The 19,233-nt window shown below is 61.3% G+C and carries 22 protein-coding genes and 1 other RNA gene; 11 read left to right on the top strand and 12 right to left on the bottom strand.

All coding sequences use genetic code 11. The features are described from left to right. Positions 1-13: 13 nt before the first annotated feature. The 11 genes from ACXAIC_RS03375 to tkt form a co-directional block, all read right to left on the bottom strand. Positions 14-1,003 (bottom strand): OmpH family outer membrane protein, encoded by a 990-nt coding sequence (locus ACXAIC_RS03375; RefSeq protein ID WP_475173618.1) that lies wholly within the window; start codon positions 1,001-1,003, stop codon positions 14-16. Positions 1,004-1,245: 242 nt separating this feature from the next. Next, the gene (locus ACXAIC_RS03380; protein ID WP_475173620.1) at positions 1,246-2,046 is read right to left on the bottom strand and encodes an inositol monophosphatase family protein; all 801 of its coding nucleotides are present in this window, start codon (positions 2,044-2,046) and stop codon (positions 1,246-1,248) included. Between the two features lie 69 nt (positions 2,047-2,115). Continuing rightward, on the bottom strand, positions 2,116-2,679 hold the full coding sequence (gene efp / locus ACXAIC_RS03385; protein WP_094074798.1) for an elongation factor P: 564 nt from the start codon (positions 2,677-2,679) through the stop codon (positions 2,116-2,118). 247 nt (positions 2,680-2,926) lie between these two features. Further along, positions 2,927-4,117, bottom strand: coding sequence for a tetratricopeptide repeat protein (locus ACXAIC_RS03390; RefSeq protein ID WP_475173623.1), 1,191 nt, complete (start codon positions 4,115-4,117; stop codon positions 2,927-2,929). 41 nt (positions 4,118-4,158) lie between these two features. After that, on the bottom strand, positions 4,159-4,800 hold the full coding sequence (locus ACXAIC_RS03395; protein WP_475173626.1) for a thiamine phosphate synthase: 642 nt from the start codon (positions 4,798-4,800) through the stop codon (positions 4,159-4,161). 120 nt (positions 4,801-4,920) lie between these two features. Further along, positions 4,921-5,988, bottom strand: a complete 1,068-nt coding sequence (gene fba / locus ACXAIC_RS03400) for a class II fructose-bisphosphate aldolase (protein WP_475173629.1) — start codon at positions 5,986-5,988, stop codon at positions 4,921-4,923. Positions 5,989-6,229: 241 nt separating this feature from the next. Continuing rightward, positions 6,230-6,598 carry a VOC family protein gene (locus ACXAIC_RS03405; RefSeq protein ID WP_475173632.1) on the bottom strand — a complete coding sequence of 123 codons (369 nt, stop codon included), beginning with the start codon at positions 6,596-6,598 and terminating at the stop codon, positions 6,230-6,232. A gap of 34 nt (positions 6,599-6,632) precedes the next feature. Next, a complete protein-coding gene (locus tag ACXAIC_RS03410; protein ID WP_475173634.1) occupies positions 6,633-7,826 on the bottom strand; it encodes a phosphoglycerate kinase in 1,194 nt (397 codons plus the stop codon). 13 nt (positions 7,827-7,839) lie between these two features. After that, entirely contained in the window at positions 7,840-8,463 is a 624-nt protein-coding gene (locus ACXAIC_RS03415; protein ID WP_475173637.1) for a LysE family translocator, read from the bottom strand. A 103-nt stretch (positions 8,464-8,566) separates the two neighbouring features. Continuing rightward, complete coding sequence (gene gap, locus ACXAIC_RS03420) at positions 8,567-9,577, bottom strand: type I glyceraldehyde-3-phosphate dehydrogenase (RefSeq protein WP_475173639.1); 1,011 nt, start codon at positions 9,575-9,577, stop codon at positions 8,567-8,569. Between the two features lie 142 nt (positions 9,578-9,719). Next, positions 9,720-11,708 (bottom strand): transketolase, encoded by a 1,989-nt coding sequence (tkt, locus tag ACXAIC_RS03425; protein WP_475173641.1) that lies wholly within the window; start codon positions 11,706-11,708, stop codon positions 9,720-9,722. A gap of 417 nt (positions 11,709-12,125) precedes the next feature. On the opposite strand from tkt, the gene ACXAIC_RS03430 reads away from it, so the two are divergent. The 7 genes from ACXAIC_RS03430 (at position 12,126) to ACXAIC_RS03460 (ending at position 15,826) form a co-directional block, all read left to right on the top strand. Further along, positions 12,126-12,422 (top strand): DUF4164 domain-containing protein, encoded by a 297-nt coding sequence (locus ACXAIC_RS03430; protein WP_475173643.1) that lies wholly within the window; start codon positions 12,126-12,128, stop codon positions 12,420-12,422. 21 nt (positions 12,423-12,443) lie between these two features. Next, positions 12,444-12,824: a cell division protein ZapA gene (locus ACXAIC_RS03435; protein WP_475173645.1), complete on the top strand. Its 381-nt coding sequence runs from the start codon at positions 12,444-12,446 to the stop codon at positions 12,822-12,824. 72 nt (positions 12,825-12,896) lie between these two features. Then, positions 12,897-13,051: non-coding RNA, 6S RNA (gene ssrS / locus ACXAIC_RS03440), on the top strand. A 102-nt stretch (positions 13,052-13,153) separates the two neighbouring features. Then, positions 13,154-13,732: a 5-formyltetrahydrofolate cyclo-ligase gene (locus ACXAIC_RS03445; protein WP_475173647.1), complete on the top strand. Its 579-nt coding sequence runs from the start codon at positions 13,154-13,156 to the stop codon at positions 13,730-13,732. A gap of 14 nt (positions 13,733-13,746) precedes the next feature. After that, positions 13,747-14,577: a TIGR00282 family metallophosphoesterase gene (locus ACXAIC_RS03450; protein WP_475173650.1), complete on the top strand. Its 831-nt coding sequence runs from the start codon at positions 13,747-13,749 to the stop codon at positions 14,575-14,577. A gap of 100 nt (positions 14,578-14,677) precedes the next feature. Next, entirely contained in the window at positions 14,678-15,424 is a 747-nt protein-coding gene (locus tag ACXAIC_RS03455; protein WP_475173652.1) for a YebC/PmpR family DNA-binding transcriptional regulator, read from the top strand. Between the two features lie 90 nt (positions 15,425-15,514). After that, complete coding sequence (locus ACXAIC_RS03460) at positions 15,515-15,826, top strand: MazG-like family protein (RefSeq protein WP_475173654.1); 312 nt, start codon at positions 15,515-15,517, stop codon at positions 15,824-15,826. Positions 15,827-15,832: 6 nt separating this feature from the next. Here ACXAIC_RS03460 and ACXAIC_RS03465 read toward each other — a convergent pair whose 3' ends face one another. Next, complete coding sequence (locus tag ACXAIC_RS03465) at positions 15,833-16,594, bottom strand: TSUP family transporter (protein ID WP_475173656.1); 762 nt, start codon at positions 16,592-16,594, stop codon at positions 15,833-15,835. Positions 16,595-16,729: 135 nt separating this feature from the next. On the opposite strand from ACXAIC_RS03465, the gene ruvC reads away from it, so the two are divergent. From ruvC to ruvB, 4 genes are read left to right on the top strand one after another with little or no spacing between them, the layout of a single operon-like run. Further along, positions 16,730-17,245, top strand: coding sequence for a crossover junction endodeoxyribonuclease RuvC (gene ruvC, locus ACXAIC_RS03470; protein WP_475173658.1), 516 nt, complete (start codon positions 16,730-16,732; stop codon positions 17,243-17,245). Then, a complete protein-coding gene (ruvA, locus tag ACXAIC_RS03475) occupies positions 17,242-17,859 on the top strand; it encodes a Holliday junction branch migration protein RuvA (protein ID WP_475173660.1) in 618 nt (205 codons plus the stop codon). Before ruvC ends, ruvA begins: the two co-directional genes overlap by 4 nt. Beyond that, entirely contained in the window at positions 17,856-18,101 is a 246-nt protein-coding gene (locus ACXAIC_RS03480) for an endonuclease (protein WP_475173661.1), read from the top strand. The genes ruvA and ACXAIC_RS03480 overlap by 4 nt, the downstream gene beginning before the upstream one ends. Continuing rightward, positions 18,091-19,131: a Holliday junction branch migration DNA helicase RuvB gene (ruvB, locus tag ACXAIC_RS03485; RefSeq protein ID WP_475173663.1), complete on the top strand. Its 1,041-nt coding sequence runs from the start codon at positions 18,091-18,093 to the stop codon at positions 19,129-19,131. The genes ACXAIC_RS03480 and ruvB overlap by 11 nt, the downstream gene beginning before the upstream one ends. The last annotated feature ends 102 nt before the right edge of the window (positions 19,132-19,233 follow it).

Raw genomic sequence — 19,233 nt, forward strand, 5'->3', positions numbered from 1 at the left:
TGGTGTCACGGTGTCACTCCTTGGCGCGGTCAAAGGCGGCGGCAATAGAGCTCAAAAGACCCTCGATCCGCTTTTGCTGTTCGCCCTGGGCTTCCGCCCAGTCGCGCATCATCTGCTGTTCGGAGCGCACATGTTTGACAAGTCCCTGAATGCCTTCGGCCAGATTGGCCATGGCCTGGGTGGCGTTTTTGCTGCCACTGTCCTCAAGGTTTTGCTGGAGGGCCTGAATGGAGGCCTGGATCTGTTCAACGCCAGGAGAATCGGGCGAACTGAACACCCCGTCTTCCGGGTCAATATCGGTGACGGTGGACAGCCAGTCTTCCAGCTCATTGTAGAACCGGTTCTGGGCCTGGCCCGCCTGAAGGTCGAGAAAACCGAGCACCAGGGATCCGGTCAGGCCGAATAGGGAGGACGAAAAGGCGGTGCCCATGCCGGACAGGGGCGCTTCAAGCCCGGCTTTCAGATCTTCGAAAATCACATTGGCATCGCCCGAGCCCACATCAAGGGACTGGATGGTCGCCCCGACGGAGCTGACGGTCTGCAACAGGCCCCAAAATGTGCCGAGAAGGCCCAGAAACACCAGCAGACCGGTGAGATAGCGGGACATTTCCCGCGATTCCTCCAGGCGCATGCCGATGGAATCAAGGATGGAGCGTGCCGTTGTCGGCGTCAGCGCCATATTTCCGGACTTGTTGCCCAACAATGCGGCCATCGGTGCGAGCAGCACCGGCGAGCGTGTGTCGAGGGCGGGGTCGCCGATCCGGAAACTGTTCACCCAGGAGATTTCCGGAAACAGGCGGATCACCCTGCCAAACAGGAGCAGAATTCCGAAGCCGCCGACAAACACAATCAGGCCGTTCAGGCCTGGATTGCTCATGAAGGCAGTGGAGATTTGCGGAAACAGGATGAAAGCGATGAAGGCAACGATCACCAGAAAGATGATCATGAACGTCAGGTAGGCCTTCGGGCTGGACAAACTGTAAGGATCAAATTCACGGGCCATATTGCGCTATCAATCACCTTTTAAAGAGGTAATTCCTTGATAGCGTGATTTTTAATACCTTGAAAACCTCGAATTAAGGCGGAAAGGCAATTAAATCTGAAAAGCGGGAAAAGAAGGCCCGAAAACGGCTGACCTGTTGCAAGGCAACGGGTAAGGCGTGGTTGTTGCTCCAAAAACGGCGGCCTCATGGAAGGGACGTGCCGTTTTCAGAGGGCCCGGTAGTGTCCGGGTCGAGAGGGGGCTCAAGACGCGGCTTCAGCCTGTTTCAAAAGGCGCAGCAGGTGTTTGTGGGCGAATTCGTTGCCGACAACCACATCGCCGCTCTCCAGCATCTTGTTCTTGCCCTGAAGGTCACTGACGAAGCCGCCGGCCTCGCGTACCATCAAAAGCCCGGCAGCGATGTCCCAGGAATTCAGATTGTGCTCCCAATAGGCGTCGAGACGCCCGGAGGCGGTCCAGGCGAGATCCAGGGAAGCAGCGCCGTTGCGGCGGATGCCGGAGACTTCCGGCATGATATAGCGCAGTTCGCGCAGGGCCCTGCCATGGTCGCCCCGGCCGATGAAGGGCAGGCCGGTTCCGAACAGCATTTCCGGCAGTTCCATACGGCCCGCCACTCGCAGGCGGCGGTCATTGAGGAAGGCGCCCCGGCCACGCTCGGCGGTGTAAAGCTCGTCCATCACGGGATTGAAGATCACCCCGGCCACGATCTCGCCCGCCCGTTCCAGTGCAATGGAGGTGGCGAATATCGGAATGCCGTGCAGAAAGTTGGTGGTGCCGTCGAGGGGGTCGATGTGCCAGCGGTGCTGGCCGTCCGTCCCGTCCACTTCGCCGCTTTCTTCCATCACCAGACCATATGTCGGGCGGGCCTTGCTCAGCTCAGCGCGCAGGATCTCCTCCGCCTTGCGGTCGGCGGCGGACACAAAATCCCCCGGCCCCTTGCGGGACACCTGCAGATTTTCCACTTCGCCGAAATCGCGGACCAGGCTGCGCCCGGCCTTGATGGCGGCTTGAACCATAACGTTGAGGAGTGCTGTGCGGGCCATTGCGTGTCACTTGTTTTTGGGCGCTGCCCGCTTGCGGGCGCGCCATTTGATAGGGATCGTGCCGGAAAATCAGTCCGCGCGGCGGACATATTCCAGGGTGCCGGTGTCGACGATGATCTTTTCACCGGCGGTGATGAACGGCGGCACCATCACGCGGACACCGTTTTCCATCAGGGCGGGTTTGTAGGAGGACGACTGGGTCTGCCCCTTCACCACCGCATCCGCCTCGCTGATTTCCAGCGTAACATGCTGTGGCAGGGTGATGCCGATCGGGCGCTCTTCATGGAGCTCCACCGTCACCATCATGCCATCCTGCAGGAAGGCCGCGCGGTCGCCAACGAAATCGGACTGAAGTTCCAGCTGCTCATAGGTTTCCGTGTCCATGAAAATCAGCATGTCGTCCTGGGTGTAAAGATATTGGAAGTCCTTCTGTTCCAGCCGGACGCGCTCGACCTTGTCTTCAGAGCGGAAGCGCTCGTTGAGCTTGCGGCCATCCAGCAGGTTTTTCATTTCGACCTGCGCGAAGGCGCCGCCTTTGCCCGGTTTCACGTGCTGGACCTTGACCACGGCCCAGAGGGTGTCCTGATGCTGAAGCACGTTACCGGGCTTGATTTCGTTACCGTTGATTTTCATGGAACGACCGACTTTATCAATTGTTAGGATCTGAAGCAGCGCGGTCCCCGGCCTTCGGCAAGGGCGCCAGAATTTGCTCGCGCCTGTCCACCACAAAAGCGGGGCGGTTTCAAGGAAAAAAGGCATGTTCTCTTCATGTTCGGCCGGGGCAGGGGCGTTTGCGCCGCCTTTGCCTCGCAGCGGCACCAGCGCCTTTGCGGAAACTACGGAGGCACCGGAGCTCTTCGGCCGGCCCACAAACAGAGCCTTAAGGGGAGGACTTCGCCGGGTCCTCAGTGGGCGGCATCAGGGTTGCCGAATATCGCTCCGCCTGCTGGCGGGCGATTGACAAGGTGGTGTCATCCAGGGTTTCCACGATCCGGTCGAGCTTGAAATCGGGAACGCCGAGGGCGCGGGCCGTCAGGTGCCAGGCCGCAGCGGCGGCAAAATTCTGTTCGCGGCCCCGGCCATAGGCATAGATTCTGGCCAGCCGGTTCATGGCCACCGGATTGCCCGCCATGGCCGCCCGCTCGAACCAGTCGGCGGCTTCCTGTTCATTCGGTTCCACGCCTTTGCCCTGGAACCGCAGGATCGCGTAATAAACTTGCGCGGACACATTGCCGCGCCGGGCGGCGCGTCCGAGCCAGAAGGCGCCCTTGCTGGGATCGTTGAGGCCGGTCTGGGATTCCAGATAGGACAGACCGAGCGCGTATTGCGCTTCCGGGTCGTTCTGCTGCGCCGCCTGTTCCAGCAGCTCCCGGGCTTTCTTCTCGTCAAACGGGCGTCCGGCGCCTTCCTGATAAAGCAGGGCCAGATTGTAAAGTGCGGAGGCATTGCCCGCCTTGGCAGCCTGTTCGAAGAGGTCTGCCGCCTTGGCCTTGTCTTCCTTGACCCCGGTCCCCAGCAGATAGAGCTGGGCCAGCTGCAGGGCGGAGCCCGTGTCCCCGGCCGCTGCGGCCAGACTGTACCAGTCCGCCGCCTTGGCCATATCCTTGCGGATGCCAAGCCCTTCCTCATGCATCACGCCGAGCAGGGCCTGGGCGGCCATGTCGCCTTTTTCCGCCAGCGGAGTGGCAATGCCAACGGCGGTCAGATACCAGCCCCGCTGGAACGCGCTATAGGCGGTTGCGGCATTGGCGGTCTCGCCTTTTTCCAGATCCGGCGGCCCGGCATCGACAATGCTGTAAAGGGTTCTGTCCTTGGTGGTGACATCGATCAGCGCGTGTTTCGGGCGGTCCTCGCCCTCTTGCGGCGGGGCTGCTGCAGATCCGGTGTCAGCCTCGGCTGCCACTCCGCTTTCGGCCGCAGCGTCTGCAGGCTGGGCGGCCTTGGGGGCCGGGTCTTCTGCCTGGACGGGCAGGGAGGTCAGCGCAAGCAGGACTGCGGCCGCAAAGGCGGCCTTGGATCCGTTGGCAGCGGCGCTTTGGTCCTGGCAGGACCGGCTGCTCCCGGTCTGCATCAGTGCGTCTCCCGCAGTCTTCAAGGCGCCGTCTCCTGTGTTCAATCCACGTCAGGGAAAGGGTGGGCATCCAAAATGGTGTTGGCCTGTTCAACAATGGCGCGGCTGTCGGCGCCCGCTTGCCAGACGGCCTCTTTCAGCGCAACAAAGTCAGCGCCGGTGGCGGCGACATCGGCCAGGGTGTCCAGCGTGTTGCCGGCCAGCGCCACACAGGGGGTCTCAAACAGCTCTGCCCACCAGGCGGCGCTGGTCAGGGTCTTGTCGTGGGCCGTTTCCTTTTCGGCAAGGTCCAGTTTGCCGAAGAAAATATAGTCGACCCCAGTCTCGGCCCATTCCATGGCATCATGTTTGAGCTTGGTGCCGCCGGTGCCCACAATCCGCTCTGGCTGAAAGCTGTCCACGGCCAGTTTCAGGTCGTCCAGGGAGGTGTCCACATGAACGCCGTCGGCGCCGCTGCGGCCTGCTGCCTGGGTGTCCCGGTAGACGATGGCCGCAGCCCCGCCTTTTTGAATGATGGGCACGAGGATGTCCGCCGCCTGTTGAACATCCTTGGTGGCCGCCCCGGGCATATAGATCATCACGCAGGCGATATCGCCGCCCGAAAAGGCGTTTTCAAGCCGGACGGCAAGCTCCGCAGCGTCGAATTGGGGCGGGGTCACAAGAAAGAGGCGCGGGCGGTTCACGGGGTCACGGTCCTGACAGGCAAAGTTCCAGTTACGGGTTCTTGTCCCTAAAGACGGCAAAAGAGGGACGCAAGGCCCCTCTTTCAACAAAATGCGCGATTTCGTGTTTTGCCCGGGCGGTCAGCCGATTTTCGGGTCGAGGCTGCCATTTTGATAGCGCGCCGCCATGTCGGACAGGGTGGCGATCTTCGCGATCTTGGAGGCTTGTCCGGCGGTGTTGAAGGCTTCCAGCCGTTCAACACACAGTTTCTGCATGGCTTCGCGGGCCGGTTTCAGGTATTTGCGCGGATCGAATTCGCCCGGATTTTCGCTCAGAACCTTGCGGATCTGGCCGGTCAGGGCCATGCGGTTGTCTGTGTCGATATTGATCTTGCGCACGCCGTTCTTGATGCCGCGCTGGATTTCCTCCACCGGCACGCCCCAGGTCTGGGGCATCTCGCCGCCATATTGGTTGATGATGTCCTGAAGGTCCTGCGGTACGGAGGACGAGCCGTGCATCACCAGATGGGTGTCCGGCAGGCGGCGGTGGATTTCCTCAATCACGTGCATCGCCAGGATCTCGCCGTCCGGCTTGCGGGTAAACTTGTAGGCGCCGTGACTGGTGCCCATGGCAATGGCAAGCGCGTCGACCTTGGTTTCCTGAACGAATTTGACGGCTTCTTCCGGGTCGGTCAGAAGCTGGTCGTGGCTCAGCTTGCCCTCCGCGCCATGGCCGTCTTCCTTGTCGCCCATGCCGGTTTCAAGGGAGCCGAGCACGCCGAGTTCCCCTTCTACGGAAATGCCGCCGAGATGGGCCATGTCGGTCACGGTCTTGGTGACGTCTACATTATAGACCCAATCCGCCGGGGTCTTGCCGTCCGCTTCCAGGGATCCGTCCATCATGACCGAGGTGAACCCGGCCTGGATTGCGGTCATGCAGGTCTGGGGTGCATTGCCGTGGTCCAGATGCACGCAGACCGGAATATGGGGGTAGATCTCCACCACCGCGTCCATCATGTGTTTCAGCATCACGTCATGGGCATAGGCGCGGGCCCCGCGGGAGGCCTGGATGATCACCGGGCTGTCGGTCTGATCCGCCGCCGCCATGATCGCAAGGGCCTGTTCCATATTGTTGATATTGAAGGCCGGGACGCCGTAGTCATTCTCGGCGGCGTGATCAAGCAACTGGCGAAGGGTAATACGAGCCATCAATTAACTCCCTGAGTCCGGTTCCGTGCGCCGCTCGTTGGTGAAAAAGTGCAAACGGGACGAACGATGCGTCAAGCTCCGTCGTTCTAACAAGATTTTCGGTGATGGAAAGAGCGTGGCGAGCGCTTAAATCAATTAAACTACAAGCACCTGCGGGAAATTTTCCGAAGAGAATTAATTTGGTTCGCAAATTAATCCGCCGCAAGGGCACAGGCCGGACCCTGTGGCGGCGCCAGGTGTCTCAAACGGGCGAACTGATGTCGATAAAGGTTCCCGCCGGATCGCGCAGCACCATTCGCCTCTGGCCATAGGGCATTTCGCGCGGCGCTTCCACGATATTGGCCTTGGCGGCCAGAGCGCGCTCATAAACCGCATCGCAATTGTCGACCACAAAGGTCAGGATGACCCCGGCAGGGGCCCGCTGCGCCCTCGCGGGCACACTGTCGGCGGACTGGCGCAGGATTCCCAGTTCCAGTCCGGGTGTTTCGGGATCCACCAGATTGACGAACCAGTCTGAGGAGAAGGCGGGCTGCAATCCCAGAAGCTCTTCGTAAAAGGCGGCAGTGACAGCCACCTCTTCGGTCAGGATGTTGGCAAAGCAGCGCTGCATGATCTCCTCCTTTTTGGGGTCTTTTGTGGCGGGGTCAGGCCTCAAGGGCTTTCACGCCGGGCAGGTCCTTGCCCTCCAGCCATTCCAGGAAAGCCCCGCCTGCGGTGGACACGTAGGAGAAGCTGGCGGCTGCACCGGCATGATTGAGGGCCGCGACCGTATCGCCGCCGCCAGCCACGGAGTTCAGCTTGCCGGCCTTGGTCAGTTCCGCCGCATATCGGGCGGTTTCAACCGTGGCCTTGTCGAACGGGGTCAGCTCGAATGCCCCGAGCGGGCCGTTCCAGACCAGGGTCTTGGCATCGGCAAAGGCGGCCTTGATGGCGTCAATGGCAACCGGGCCCGCATCCAGCACCATACCGTCGGCAGGAATGCCGGTGTGCGGTGTCACGCTGGTGTCCGGGTCGGCCTTGAATTCCTTGGCCACAACACAGTCTTCCGGCAGCAGGATCTTGCAGTTCGCAGCCTTGGCGGCTGCCATGATCCGCTTGGCCGTATCGGCAAGATCGTGTTCGCAAAGGGATTTGCCCACGTCAATGCCTTCGGCCGCCAGGAAGGTGTTGGCCATGCCGCCGCCAATCACCAGCATGTCGACCTTGGACACCAGATTTTCCAGAAGATCGATCTTGGAAGACACTTTCGCACCGCCGACCACGGCCACGACGGGCCGGACCGGCGCTCCGAGGGCGGAGCTAAGGGCCTCCAGTTCCGCCTGCATGGTGCGCCCGGCATAGGCGGGCAAAAGCCGCGCCAGGCCTTCGGTCGAGCCATGCGCCCGGTGAGCTGCGGAAAAGGCATCGTTCACATAAAGGTCGCCATTTGCGGCCAAGGCCTTGGCGAACTCCGGATCGTTCTGTTCCTCGCCCTTGTGGTAGCGGCTGTTTTCCAGCAGCAGCACGTCCCCGTCCGCCATCGCTGCAACGGCGTCTGCGGCAGGCTGGCCGATGCAGTCATTGGCAAAGGCGACCGGTTTGCCGAGCAACTGGGCTACGGCGGGCGCGACCGGAGCCAGAGACATGCCGGCCACGCGCTCGCCCTTGGGACGGCCGAAATGGGCCAGAAGAACCACCTTGGCGCCCTTGCCGGACAGCTCGCTCAAGGTCGGCAGAACCCGCTCGATGCGGGTCGTGTCGCTGACCTTGCCGTCTTCCATCGGCACATTCAGGTCGACACGCACCAGAACGCGCTTGCCGGTGAGGTCGGAAAGATCGTCGAGAGTTTTGAAAGTCATGGGGGCACCTGTGTCAGGGACGGGTCGAATTGGTGGTGACGGCAATGCCGATGCCGAACAGGGTCAGCAAAATGCCGAAGGACCGTTCAAGCCACATCTTGGCGCGGGTGAATTGAAGACGGACCGACGGAAGCGTGAAAAACAGGGTGACCAGAACAAACCACAAAAAGACGCCGCTGGCCATGATCACCCCGTAGCCGATCTGGGTCCAGAGCGGGGTTTCATGGGAGGTGACCTGCAGAAACACGCTGAGCGCGAACATGGTGGCCTTGGGATTGGTCGCATTCGTGAAAAAGCCCCAGCGCAGGGCCTTCAGCGGCGGCATGCCTGCCAGCGCAGTGTCTGCCGGCATTTCTTTGGAGGCGCTGCGGTACATGGTAACGCCAAGAAAGACCAGATAGGCGGCGCCGATCAGTTTCAGCGCATTGAAGAGAAAGATCGACTGGGAGACGATCAGGCCGATGCCTGCCAGAGCGTAGGTCACGTGAACGCCGAGGGCCAGCGCAATGCCGAGGGCGGTCATGATCCCGGCAAGACGGCCACCGATCAGGGCATTCCTCAAAACGACGGCAAAATCCGGGCCGGGCACGATGGCAACAACAATAGTGAGGGAGATAACGGTCAGAAGTTCGAGCAAGGAAAGCTCCACTGGCAGGCACACAGAAAAGGCGGATGCGCAGGTTCCGCATCCGCCCCAAGGTCGGGTCTTAACGGGGATGTCCGCACATCCGCGTCATGGATCAGATCAGCTTTGCCATGGCAATGGCGGTGTCGGCCATGCGGTTGGAGAAGCCCCATTCATTGTCGTACCAGGACAGGATGCGCACAAAGGTGCCGTCCAGAACCTTGGTCTGGTCCATGTGGAAGACGGAGGAGTGGCTGTCATGGTTGAAGTCCATGGAGACCAGCTTGTCGTCGGTGTAGCCCAGAATGCCCTTCAGCTTGCCATCGGCAGCTTCGCGGATCGCAGCGTTGATTTCCTCGGCCGTCGTGTCGCGCTTGGCGATGAAGTTGAGGTCTACAACGGACACATTCGGGGTCGGAACGCGGATCGCAACGCCATCCAGCTTGCCGTTCAGCTCCGGCAGTACAAGGCCCACGGCTTTTGCAGCGCCGGTGGAGGTCGGGATCATGGACATGGCAGCGGCCCGGGCCCGGTAGAGGTCCTTGTGCATGGTGTCCAGGGTCGGCTGATCGCCCGTATAGGAGTGGATCGTGGTCATGAAGCCTTTTTCGATGCCGACGGCTTCGTTGAGCACATAGGCAACCGGTGACAGGCAGTTGGTGGTGCAGGAAGCGTTGGAGACGACCAGGTCTTCGGCGGTCAGGCTGTCATGGTTGACGCCATAGACAATGGTTTTGTCGGCGCCAGCGGCCGGAGCGGAGACCAGAACGCGCTTGGCGCCGGCTTCCAGATGAAGGGACGCCTTCTCTTTGGCGGTGAAGATGCCGGTGCATTCCAGGGCGACTTCAACGCCCAGCTCGCCCCAGGGCAGATCCTTCGGGTCGCGGATCGCGGTCACCTTAATGGGCTTGCCGCCGCCAACGGAAATGGTGTCGCCGTCAACAGAAACCTCTGCCGGGAACCGGCCGTGGACGGAATCGTAGCGAAGCAGATGCGCATTGGTTTCAACCGGTCCGAGATCGTTGATTGCAACGACTTCAATGTCGGTGCGGCCGCTCTCCACGATTGCCCGCAGAACATTCCGGCCGATGCGGCCAAACCCGTTGATTGCTACCTTGGTTACCATTTTCCACTCCCGCACTCTGGCGCCGCCTGAAATCCGGCGCCCATTGGTCGGCCACCTGAAAGGTGGCTGCGATAAAGAGCACATCTGTGCCCGGGCCCCGGCAGCTTATGGAGGAAAGGCAGCCGCCGGGAATTGATTTTGATTAAATGTCCAGTTTGGCTTTCACAGCCGCGACAACCGCGCCGCTGGTGATGCCGAAATGTTCGTAAAGAGCCTTGTAGGGCGCGCTGGCGCCAAACCCGGTCATGCCGACAAAGATGCCGTCATTGCCGATGAACCGGTCCCAGCCCATGCGGATGCCTGCTTCGATGGCCACCTTGACCGGGCCGGTGCCGATGACGGCTTCCTTATAGTCATCCGACTGGGCTTCGAAGAGTTCGAATGAGGGCACGGACACGACGCGGACCGGTGTGCCGGCTTCCGTCAGTTCCTTGTGGGCTTCCAGGGCGATCTCGACTTCGGAGCCGGAGGCAAACAGCGTGACGGCGTCGTCCTCGTCGCTGTCTACCAGAACATAGGCACCCTTGGCGCACTGGTTCTGCTCCTCATAGGACGGGCGCACGGACGGCAGGTTCTGGCGGGTGAGGGCCAGAACGGATGGGCCGTCACGGTTTTCCAGGGACAGCTGCCAGCATTCCAGCGTTTCGGTAACGTCAGCTGGACGGAAGAAGGTCAGGTCCGGGATCGCGCGCAGGGCGGCGAAATGCTCTACCGGCTGGTGGGTCGGGCCATCTTCGCCAAGGCCGATGGAATCGTGGGTCATCACATGGATGACACGCTGTTTCATCAGCGCCGCCAGGCGGATGGAGGGGCGGCAATAGTCGGAGAAGATCAGGAAACCGCCAGAATAGGGGATCATGCCGCCGTGAAGCGCCATGCCGTTCATCGCGGCGGCCATGCCGTGTTCGCGAATGCCGTAGTGGATATACCGGCCGGAGAAATCGTCCGGGGTGACCGGCGCCGTTTGCGGGGTCTTGGTGTTGTTGGACCCGGTCAGGTCCGCCGAGCCGCCAATGGTTTCCGGAACAACGCCGTTGATCACAGTCAACACAGCTTCGGAGGCCTTGCGGGTCGCCATGGTGGGCTGGTCTTCGGCAAGCTGTTTCTTGTAGTCCAGCACTGCCTGGGTGAAGCCTGCAGGCAGGTCGCCCCGGTTGCGGCGTTCGAATTCGGCCCGGGTTTCGGCCTCCGTCTCGGCAAAGCGCTTCTGCCAGTCCTTGTGGGCCTGGGCGGAGCGCAGCCCGGCAATGCGCCAGGCGTCCAGAATGTCGCTGGGAACCTCAAACGGCTCATGCGGCCAGTTGAGAGCGTCCCGGGTGCCTGTGATTTCGTCTGCGCCCAGCGGGGCGCCGTGGACCTTGGCGGTGCCAGCCTTGCTGGGGGCGCCGAAACCGATGGTGGTCTTGGCCGCAATCAGCGTCGGGCTGTCGCTGGCCTGAGCCTGGCGGATCGCAGCGGCAATGGCTTCCGGATCATGGCCGTCCACGTCGATGGTCTGCCAGCCGGACGCGGCGAAGCGGGCCTGCTGGTTGGTGCTGTCGGTGATCTCGACCCGGCCATCAATGGAAATGCCGTTGTCGTCCCAGATCACGATCAGCTTGTTCAGTTTAAGGTGGCCAGCCAGCGTCAGGGCTTCCTGGCTGATGCCTTCCATCAGGCAGCCGTCGCCGGCCAGTACGTAAGTGTAGTGATCGACCAGATCCGCGCCGAACCGGTCCGCCTGCAGGCGCTCGGCAATGGCCATACCGACGGCGTTGCCGAGGCCCTGGCCGAGCGGGCCGGTGGTGGTTTCAATGCCTGCGCCATGGCCGAATTCCGGGTGGCCGGCGGTGCGCGCGCCGAGCTGGCGGAAATTCTTCAATTCGTCCAGGGTGAAATCTTCATAGCCCAGCAGATACAACAGGCTGTAGAGCAGCATGGAGCCGTGGCCCGCAGACAGGACAAAGCGGTCCCGGTCGGCCCAGGCCGGGGCGGTCGGGTCGAATTTCAGAAATTCGGTGAATAGGACCGTCGCAATATCGGCTGCACCCATGGGCAGTCCGGGATGACCGGATTTCGCCTTCTCCACGGCATCAATGGCAAGAAAGCGGATCGCATTTGCCATGCGCTGGTGTTTTTCAAGATCGGTCATCGTCTTCCCGTTGCTCGCATAGGACGCACCTTTACCGGGGCAAATCGTCCGGCTAGGCGCAAAATCTGGTGTCTTGGCTCATGACCGGCGGGGCCGGTGACGCTCAGGCGCCAGACAAATATCAGGAACGGTCCCCAAGTCAATAAAGCTGCGGCTGCCGGAGGCTGAAAGAAAAACAACCGGCCGCAAGGCATAGAGTTGAGGATTCTGCCAAGGGTGCCATTGACGGGGAGAATGTGCGATGCCTAAGCTCGTAATACTGATAGAGGTTTGCTTTTTCGCTGAAACATGCGTGCCGGGCGGGGCGGCAGGAAGATACTTCAGCGCGTGTTGTGCCACAGGTGCCGGACCACCAGTTTCGGAGTTTGGAATTTATAAGCGGGCCGCCGCAAAAAATGGGCAGGACGACTTAAAATAATGGCGGAAATCGACTGCATAGAAAAAACCAGCCTTGCTGATGCCGTAAAGCGGTTGGACGCTGCCGTCGGAAATCTGGAAACTGCGGTTCAGCGGCGGATGGATGCGGACAGGTCCTTGAATTCCCTTCAAGATGATCTTCAGCGGCTTGGCGAAGACCGGTCGCAACTGGCGGCTTCGCTTGATGAAAGCCAGGCACGGGCAGACCGCCTGGAAGAGGCCAACAAGGATGTGTCCCGCAGACTTGTCACAGCCATGGAAACGATCCGCAGCGTTCTGGATGCGCATGGAGGCTGAGGCCGGGAGAATGGGACCGCAATGGCGCAGATAACAGTCACGATCAATGGCAAATCCTTCCGCATGGCATGCGACGACGGGGAGGAAGACCGTCTGCAGGGATTGGCCTCCCGATTCGACGGCTGGATCACGGAACTGAAAGGGGCTTTCGGCGAAATCGGCGATCAGAGGTTGACTGTGATGGCCGGTATCATGGCCACCGACCAGTTGTCGGAACTGGAGCGCAAGGTTCAGGCCCTGGAAGCCCAGCTGGCCGATGCCCGCCAACAGCAGGTTGCAGCCCTTGACGACATGAGCCAGACCGAAGAGGAACTGGCCCGGGCAGTCAACACGGCAGCAACCCGGATCGAAAGCCTCGCCGACGGCCTGACCAAGAGCCTGCGCCCGTCCGAAACGGCCTGATTGGTCTGCCCAAAGTCCGGCTCATTTTTGACGCCGCTCTGGTAATTGCCGGTCCACCGGTTTATATGCGAAGGGCGGCTGCCCGGTGCGTCAGGAACATTATCCCCGGGGCCTTACGCATTCCTTCGGGAGCTGTCCCTGCTTCGGACCGTGGTCTGTTGCATACGGCGCCCACCTACATTGTAGGTTTCCCGGGATTGCACTTCCAACGGTCGGACGGCTGCGCTTCATTTCCGGCAGGCAATTTTGCCGGGCCCGTATAGGCGGCCCGTTCCCGGCCTCTTGAAAAACCTCTCTTTGAACACTCACCTTCTGTTTTAAAAAGACCCATGAGCGACCGTTCCGCCCAAGCCCTTCACAAAGACCGGCTGCGCAAGCAGGTGCTGGCCCGCCGCAGGGCCATGGAGGAGGTGGAGCGTATTGAAAAGAGCTTGCAGCTTGCCGGTCATGGCAACAGCCTGCCGCTTCCGGACGGGGGGTGTGTTGCCGGGTTCTGGCCGATCCGGGACGAGATCGATCCCAGGCCGCTTCTTGATCTTCTGCGCCGGACCGGGCATCGCCTGTGCCTGCCGGTTGTTGCCGAGCCGCATCTTCTGTTCAGAACGCTGGAACGCGGGGCGGAGCTGGTAGAGGCCGGGTTCGGCACCATGGGCCCGGGGCCTGAGGCGGAGGCCGTGCGGCCGGATGTTGTTCTCATGCCGCTGGCGGGATTTGACGGGACGGGCAACCGGATCGGCTATGGCAAGGGGCATTATGATACGGCTCTTGCGGCGCTGGAGCGGGAGGGGCCTCTCCTGTGCATCGGGCTTGCCTTTTCCATTCAGGAGGTTGACCAGGTGCCTGCAGAAGCGCATGACAGGCCTTTGGACGGAATTTTGACCGAAAACGGCTACCGGCCGTTTGGCTGACCGGGCGAGGAAGAATGCGTATTTTGTTTCTGGGCGATCTGGTGGGCCGGACAGGACGCACCGCAGTGACCGAGGAACTGCCCGCTCTTGTGGAGGCGAACGGCCTCGACTTCGTGATTGTGAATGGCGAGAACGCGGCCTCCGGTTTTGGCATTACCGAAGCGATCCTTCAGGACGTGCTGGATGCGGGCGCCGATGTGGTGACGACCGGAAACCATGTCTGGGACCAGCGCGACACGCTGGTCTATATCGAACGGCAGGACCGGCTGCTGCGTCCGCTGAATTTTCCCAAAGGAACACCGGGGCGCGGGGCGCATCTGTTCACGGCGCGCAATGGCGCCCGGGTCATGGTCGCCAATGTGATGGGCCGCGTGTTCATGGACGCGCTCGATGATCCGTTTGCGGCGATTGATGCGGCTGTGAACGAGTGCCCGCTCGGTGACGTGGCCGATGCGATCATTGTCGACATGCATGCGGAAGCCACCAGCGAGAAACAGGCCTTGGGCCACTTTCTGGACGGCCGGGTGAGCCTTGTTGTGGGCACCCATACCCATGTGCCGACCGCCGATCACCAGATCCTGGAACACGGCACCGGCTATATGTCTGATGCGGGCATGTGCGGGGCCTATGACAGTGTTCTGGGCATGGAAAAGGACGAGCCGGTGAACCGGTTCCAGCGCAAGATCCCCGGCGGGCGCTTCAGCCCGGCGTCAGGGGCTGCCACCATCAGCGGTGTGGCGATTGAAACGGACGAGCGCACGGGTCTGGCAACCCGGATCGCCCCGGTCCGGATCGGCGGGCGGCTGGAGCCGGTGCTGCCGTCCTTTTGGGGGGCGGCCCGTTGATCTGCGCCAGCCGGCGTGACCAAGCTGGATTTTCGCGGCTAACTTGCCTATAAGCAGCGCAGTTTTCATCAAGATCATCCGCAAAGAACCGAGAAGAGCCATGGCAGGCCATTCAAAATTCAAGAACATCATGCATCGCAAGGGCCGTCAGGATGCGGCCCGCTCCAAGATGTTCTCCAAATTGTCCAAGGAAATCACTGTTGCCGCGAAGATGGGCGATCCGGACCCGGATGCCAATCCGCGCTTGCGTCTGGCCGTGCAGAACGCCAAGGCCCAGTCCATGCCGAAGGACAATATCCAGCGGGCCATCAACAAGTCCCAGACCGGGGACGGCGAGAACTATGAAGAGATCCGCTACGAGGGCTATGGCCCGGCAGGGGTTGCTGTGGTGGTTGAGGCCCTGACCGACAATCGCAACCGCTCCGCTTCCAACATCCGCTCCTATTTCACCAAATGCGGCGGGTCTTTGGGAGAAACCGGATCCGTGTCCTTTATGTTCGACCGGGTGGGCGAAATTGTCTACAAGCCGGAAGCGGGCGAAGCGGATGCTGTCCTGGAAGCCGCCATTGAGGCAGGTGCTGAAGACGTTCAGTCCGACGAGAGCGGGCACACCATCTACACGGCCTTTGAAGACCTGAACGACGTTGCCAAAGCTCTGGAAGAAGCGCTGGGGGAAGCCGATTCTACCAAGATCATCTGGAAGCCGCAGAACCTGACACCGGTCGATGCAGACAAGGCCCAGACCCTCATGAAACTCATCGACATGCTGGAAGACGATGATGACGTCCAGAACGTCTATTCGAATTTCGATGTGGACGAGGAAACCATGGCTGCGCTGGCCTCTTGAGGCGCGATTGACCAACGCTTTGAAGACCCCGGCCTTGCCGGGGTTTTTCTTTGGGGGGGGGGCTGGCGCTCAACACCAAATGGAAAGACCATGTTCGGCATCTATGATCTGACCCAGGCAGACCCGAAATCCCTTCAGGAACGGGCGCTGAAACTGGCTGAAGAAGCGGGCGAGCTGGCCCAGGCGGTTCTGTCCGTCACCAAGGCGCCGGGAAGCGCCTACAAGAACCACACCCTTGCCGATGTGCGCGAGGAAGCGGCGGACGCTGCCATTGTCGCGCTAAGCCTGCTGGCTCATGCGTCGGACAGCAAGGAAGAGTTTGAGGCGGAACTGAACCGGCTTATGGCGGAAAAATGCGCCAAATGGCAGGACAAGGTCGACGCTCAGAAACGGTCCGCCTAGGGCCACTCAGCGCAAATAAGGATCCAGCAGGGGCATGCTGGTGAGGGCTGCAAGGGCAATCAGGAGATAGGCCGCCTTGCGGTAGTGGCGCCCGCCGGAGGATTTGAACCCGTAAGTGCCAAGAAGGAGTGAAGCTCCATAGACAGGGACGGCCAGAACCAGCAGGGCGGCCACCTCGGCTGTGAAGAAGCCGATTCTGGCATAGGCAAAGTAGGTGCCGAGGCCTGCCAGCACAAAAAAGACAATCAGGTTGGCCCGGACCACCGGGGCATTGCTGGAGCTGGACAGCCAGACCGCCGCAACAGGCGGTGCGGACATCTGGGACACTCCGCCCAGCACACCGGACAGGGCGCCGGTGGCAAACGACAGCCCCGGGCCGGGGCGGGATCTCAAGTGCCAGCCGGACAACAGCAGCGCCAACAGGGCTGCAACGATTGCAAAAATGCACCAGCGCAGCACAAGAACGTCCGCTGTTGCCAGCAGCCAGGCGCCGAAATGAACAAACACAATGGCGCCCAGGCAGGCGGGCAGAACAGTGGCCCAGTCACAGCGGCGCAGAACTGTAAATACGAGGGGCAGGGTGACCACTGTGTCGATTACCAGAAAGGTTGCCGCCGCCACGGCCGGAGGCAGCAGGCTGGCGGCCACCGGCATGAAAATCATGCCGCCGCCAAAGCCTGTGAAGCCGCGCACGGTGCCTGCCACGCATAGAACAGCCGCGAGCACAGCCAGAAGGCCGGGCGGGAATGTAGCGAGCGGGTTGAACATGCTCTTCCTTCCTGATCAAGGCAGCGCCACGGCGTCTTGATATCAGCTGTCCGATGCTGGTTTTGGACAGGCTTTCAAGCCGTAGGATGCGCTTTGTCTGGCGTCAACGGGGAAGTTTTGTTACCGATTTGTTCCATGGTACATGCGATTCGATTGCTCGGCATTGATCCGGGACTGAGGCGTACCGGCTGGGGCATGATCGAAGCGTCGGGAAACCGGCTGTCTTTCATCGCGTCAGGAACGGTCACGTCGGACAACAAAAAGAGCCTCGCCGAACGGCTGGTCGAGCTGCATGAGGGCCTGCGCGCCGTCGTCGCCCGGCATGAACCGATGGAAGCGGCGGTCGAGCATACCTTCGTCAACAAGGATGCGGGCGCCACGCTGAAGCTCGGCCAGGCCCGGGGAATCGCTCTGCTGGTGCCGTCGCAGGCCGGGCTGCCGGTGGCCGAATATGCGCCCAACCTGGTGAAGAAGACCGTTGTCGGCACGGGCCATGCGGAAAAGGAGCAGATCCGGGCCATGGTGAAGGTGCTGATGCCCAGAGCCACATTCAATTCGGACGATGCCGCCGACGCGCTGGCCATCGCCATCTGCCATGCCCAGCACCGGGCGAGCACGGCGGCGCGTCTGGCCGCACAGGGGGGCGCATGATCGGCAAGCTCAAAGGAACCATAGACAGCTATGGCGAGGACCATGTGATCCTTGATGTCCATGGGGTTGGCTATCAAGTGCATTGCCCGTCGCGGATCCTGCAAGGGCTGCCGCGTGCAGGTGAGGCGTCGGTGCTGTTCATTGAAACCATCGTGCGCGAAGACATGATCCGCCTTTACGGCTTCGGTCAGGAAGCGGAGCGCGAATGGTTCCGCATCCTGATGACGGTTCAGGGCGTGGGCGCCAAAGTGGCGCTCGGCATTTTGGGCATCTTAAAGGCCAGCGAGGTGGCAAACGCCATCGCGCTTGGCGACAAAGCCACGATTTCGCGGGCGCCGGGGGTCGGCAAGCGGGTGGCAGAGCGTATCTTGAGCGAGTTGAAGGACAAGGCGCCCGCCCTTGCCACGGTCGATCAGGGCACGATTGCCGTGTCCCAGAGTGTTGCGGCAAATGCCGCGGCGCGCCCGGTGGCCGAAGCGGTTTCCGCGCTTGCGAATTTGGGCTATGCACAGGCGCAGGCAAGTGCGGCCGTCGCCAAAGCGGTGCAATCGGCCGGAGAAGACGCATCTACCGAGACGCTGATCCGTCTCGGCTTGAAGGAACTGGCAGGATGATTGCCTTCACCTACGCCGTGATCGCGGTTGTGTTCGTGACCCTCGGCATTGGCGGGATCATGTATCTCGATCATCTGTTTTCCAAGTCCGTCGGCGATCGCCCCTTCGCGATCAAAGGGCGCCGGATCGACACGGATGATCCCTTTGTGCGCAATCAGTTCCGCAAATTTTATGCTTTCAGGGTGGGCTGGTCGCTTCTGCTCATTGTTTTGCTTCTGGTGGTGGTAAGCCATGTCGGATGACAGCCGCATCGTCACGCCGGAAATCCGCGGCGATGAGATCGACAGCACCATGCGTCCGCAGACGCTGGACGATTTCGTCGGTCAGGCCCAGGCGCGGGCCAATCTGAAGGTCTTTATCGGGGCGGCCAAGGCGCGGGGCGAGGCTTTGGATCATGTCTTGTTTGTCGGGCCACCCGGCCTTGGCAAGACCACTCTGGCGCAGATCATGGCGCGGGAACTGGGGGTAAATTTCCGGGCCACCTCCGGGCCGGTTATCGCCAAGGCCGGAGATCTGGCGGCGCTTTTGACCAATCTGGAAGAGCGGGACGTTTTGTTTATCGACGAGATCCACCGGCTGAACCCGGCGGTTGAGGAAGTGCTTTATCCGGCCATGGAGGATTATCAGCTCGACCTGATCATCGGCGAAGGCCCGGCGGCGCGGTCGGTGAAGATTGACCTGGCCAAATTCACCCTTGTGGCGGCCACCACCCGGCTGGGGCTGCTGACGACGCCCTTGCGGGACCGGTTTGGCATTCCGGTGCGGCTCCAGTTCTATACGGTCGGGGAACTGGAACATATCGTCAAACGCGGGGCTGCTTTGCTTGGCATCGGCATGGCCGGAGACGGTGCCCATGAGATCGCCAAACGCTCGCGCGGCACGCCGCGCATCGCCGGACGTCTTTTGCGGCGGGTCCGGGACTTTGCCGTGGTTGAAGGCATTGAGAAGGTGGATCGGGCGCTTGCCGACCGGGCCCTTCTGCAGCTTGAGGTGGACGGGGCCGGGCTGGACAGTCTCGACCGGCGCTATCTCAACCAGATTGCCGTCAACTTCGGCGGCGGTCCCGTCGGCATTGAGACCATTGCGGCCGCGTTGTCCGAGCCCAGGGACGCCATCGAAGAAATTGTCGAACCTTATCTGATCCAGAATGGATTCCTGCAGCGCACCCCAAGGGGCCGCATCTTGACCCAGATGGCATTTGCGCATTTGGGCCTGGCTGTGCCCGACCGGCTTGAGGCTGGTCAGATGGGCCTGTTCTCCGAGCCGGAATAGCCCTTTTTTCTCACGTCCCCACTTATGATTGTAAGAAATGCCTAATCCGATTACGGTTGGTTAAGGGGTTGTTGGAGATTGTCTGCCTAGATCAAACGACAA

The organism is Roseibium sp. AWQ4_254 (assembly GCF_056161025.1).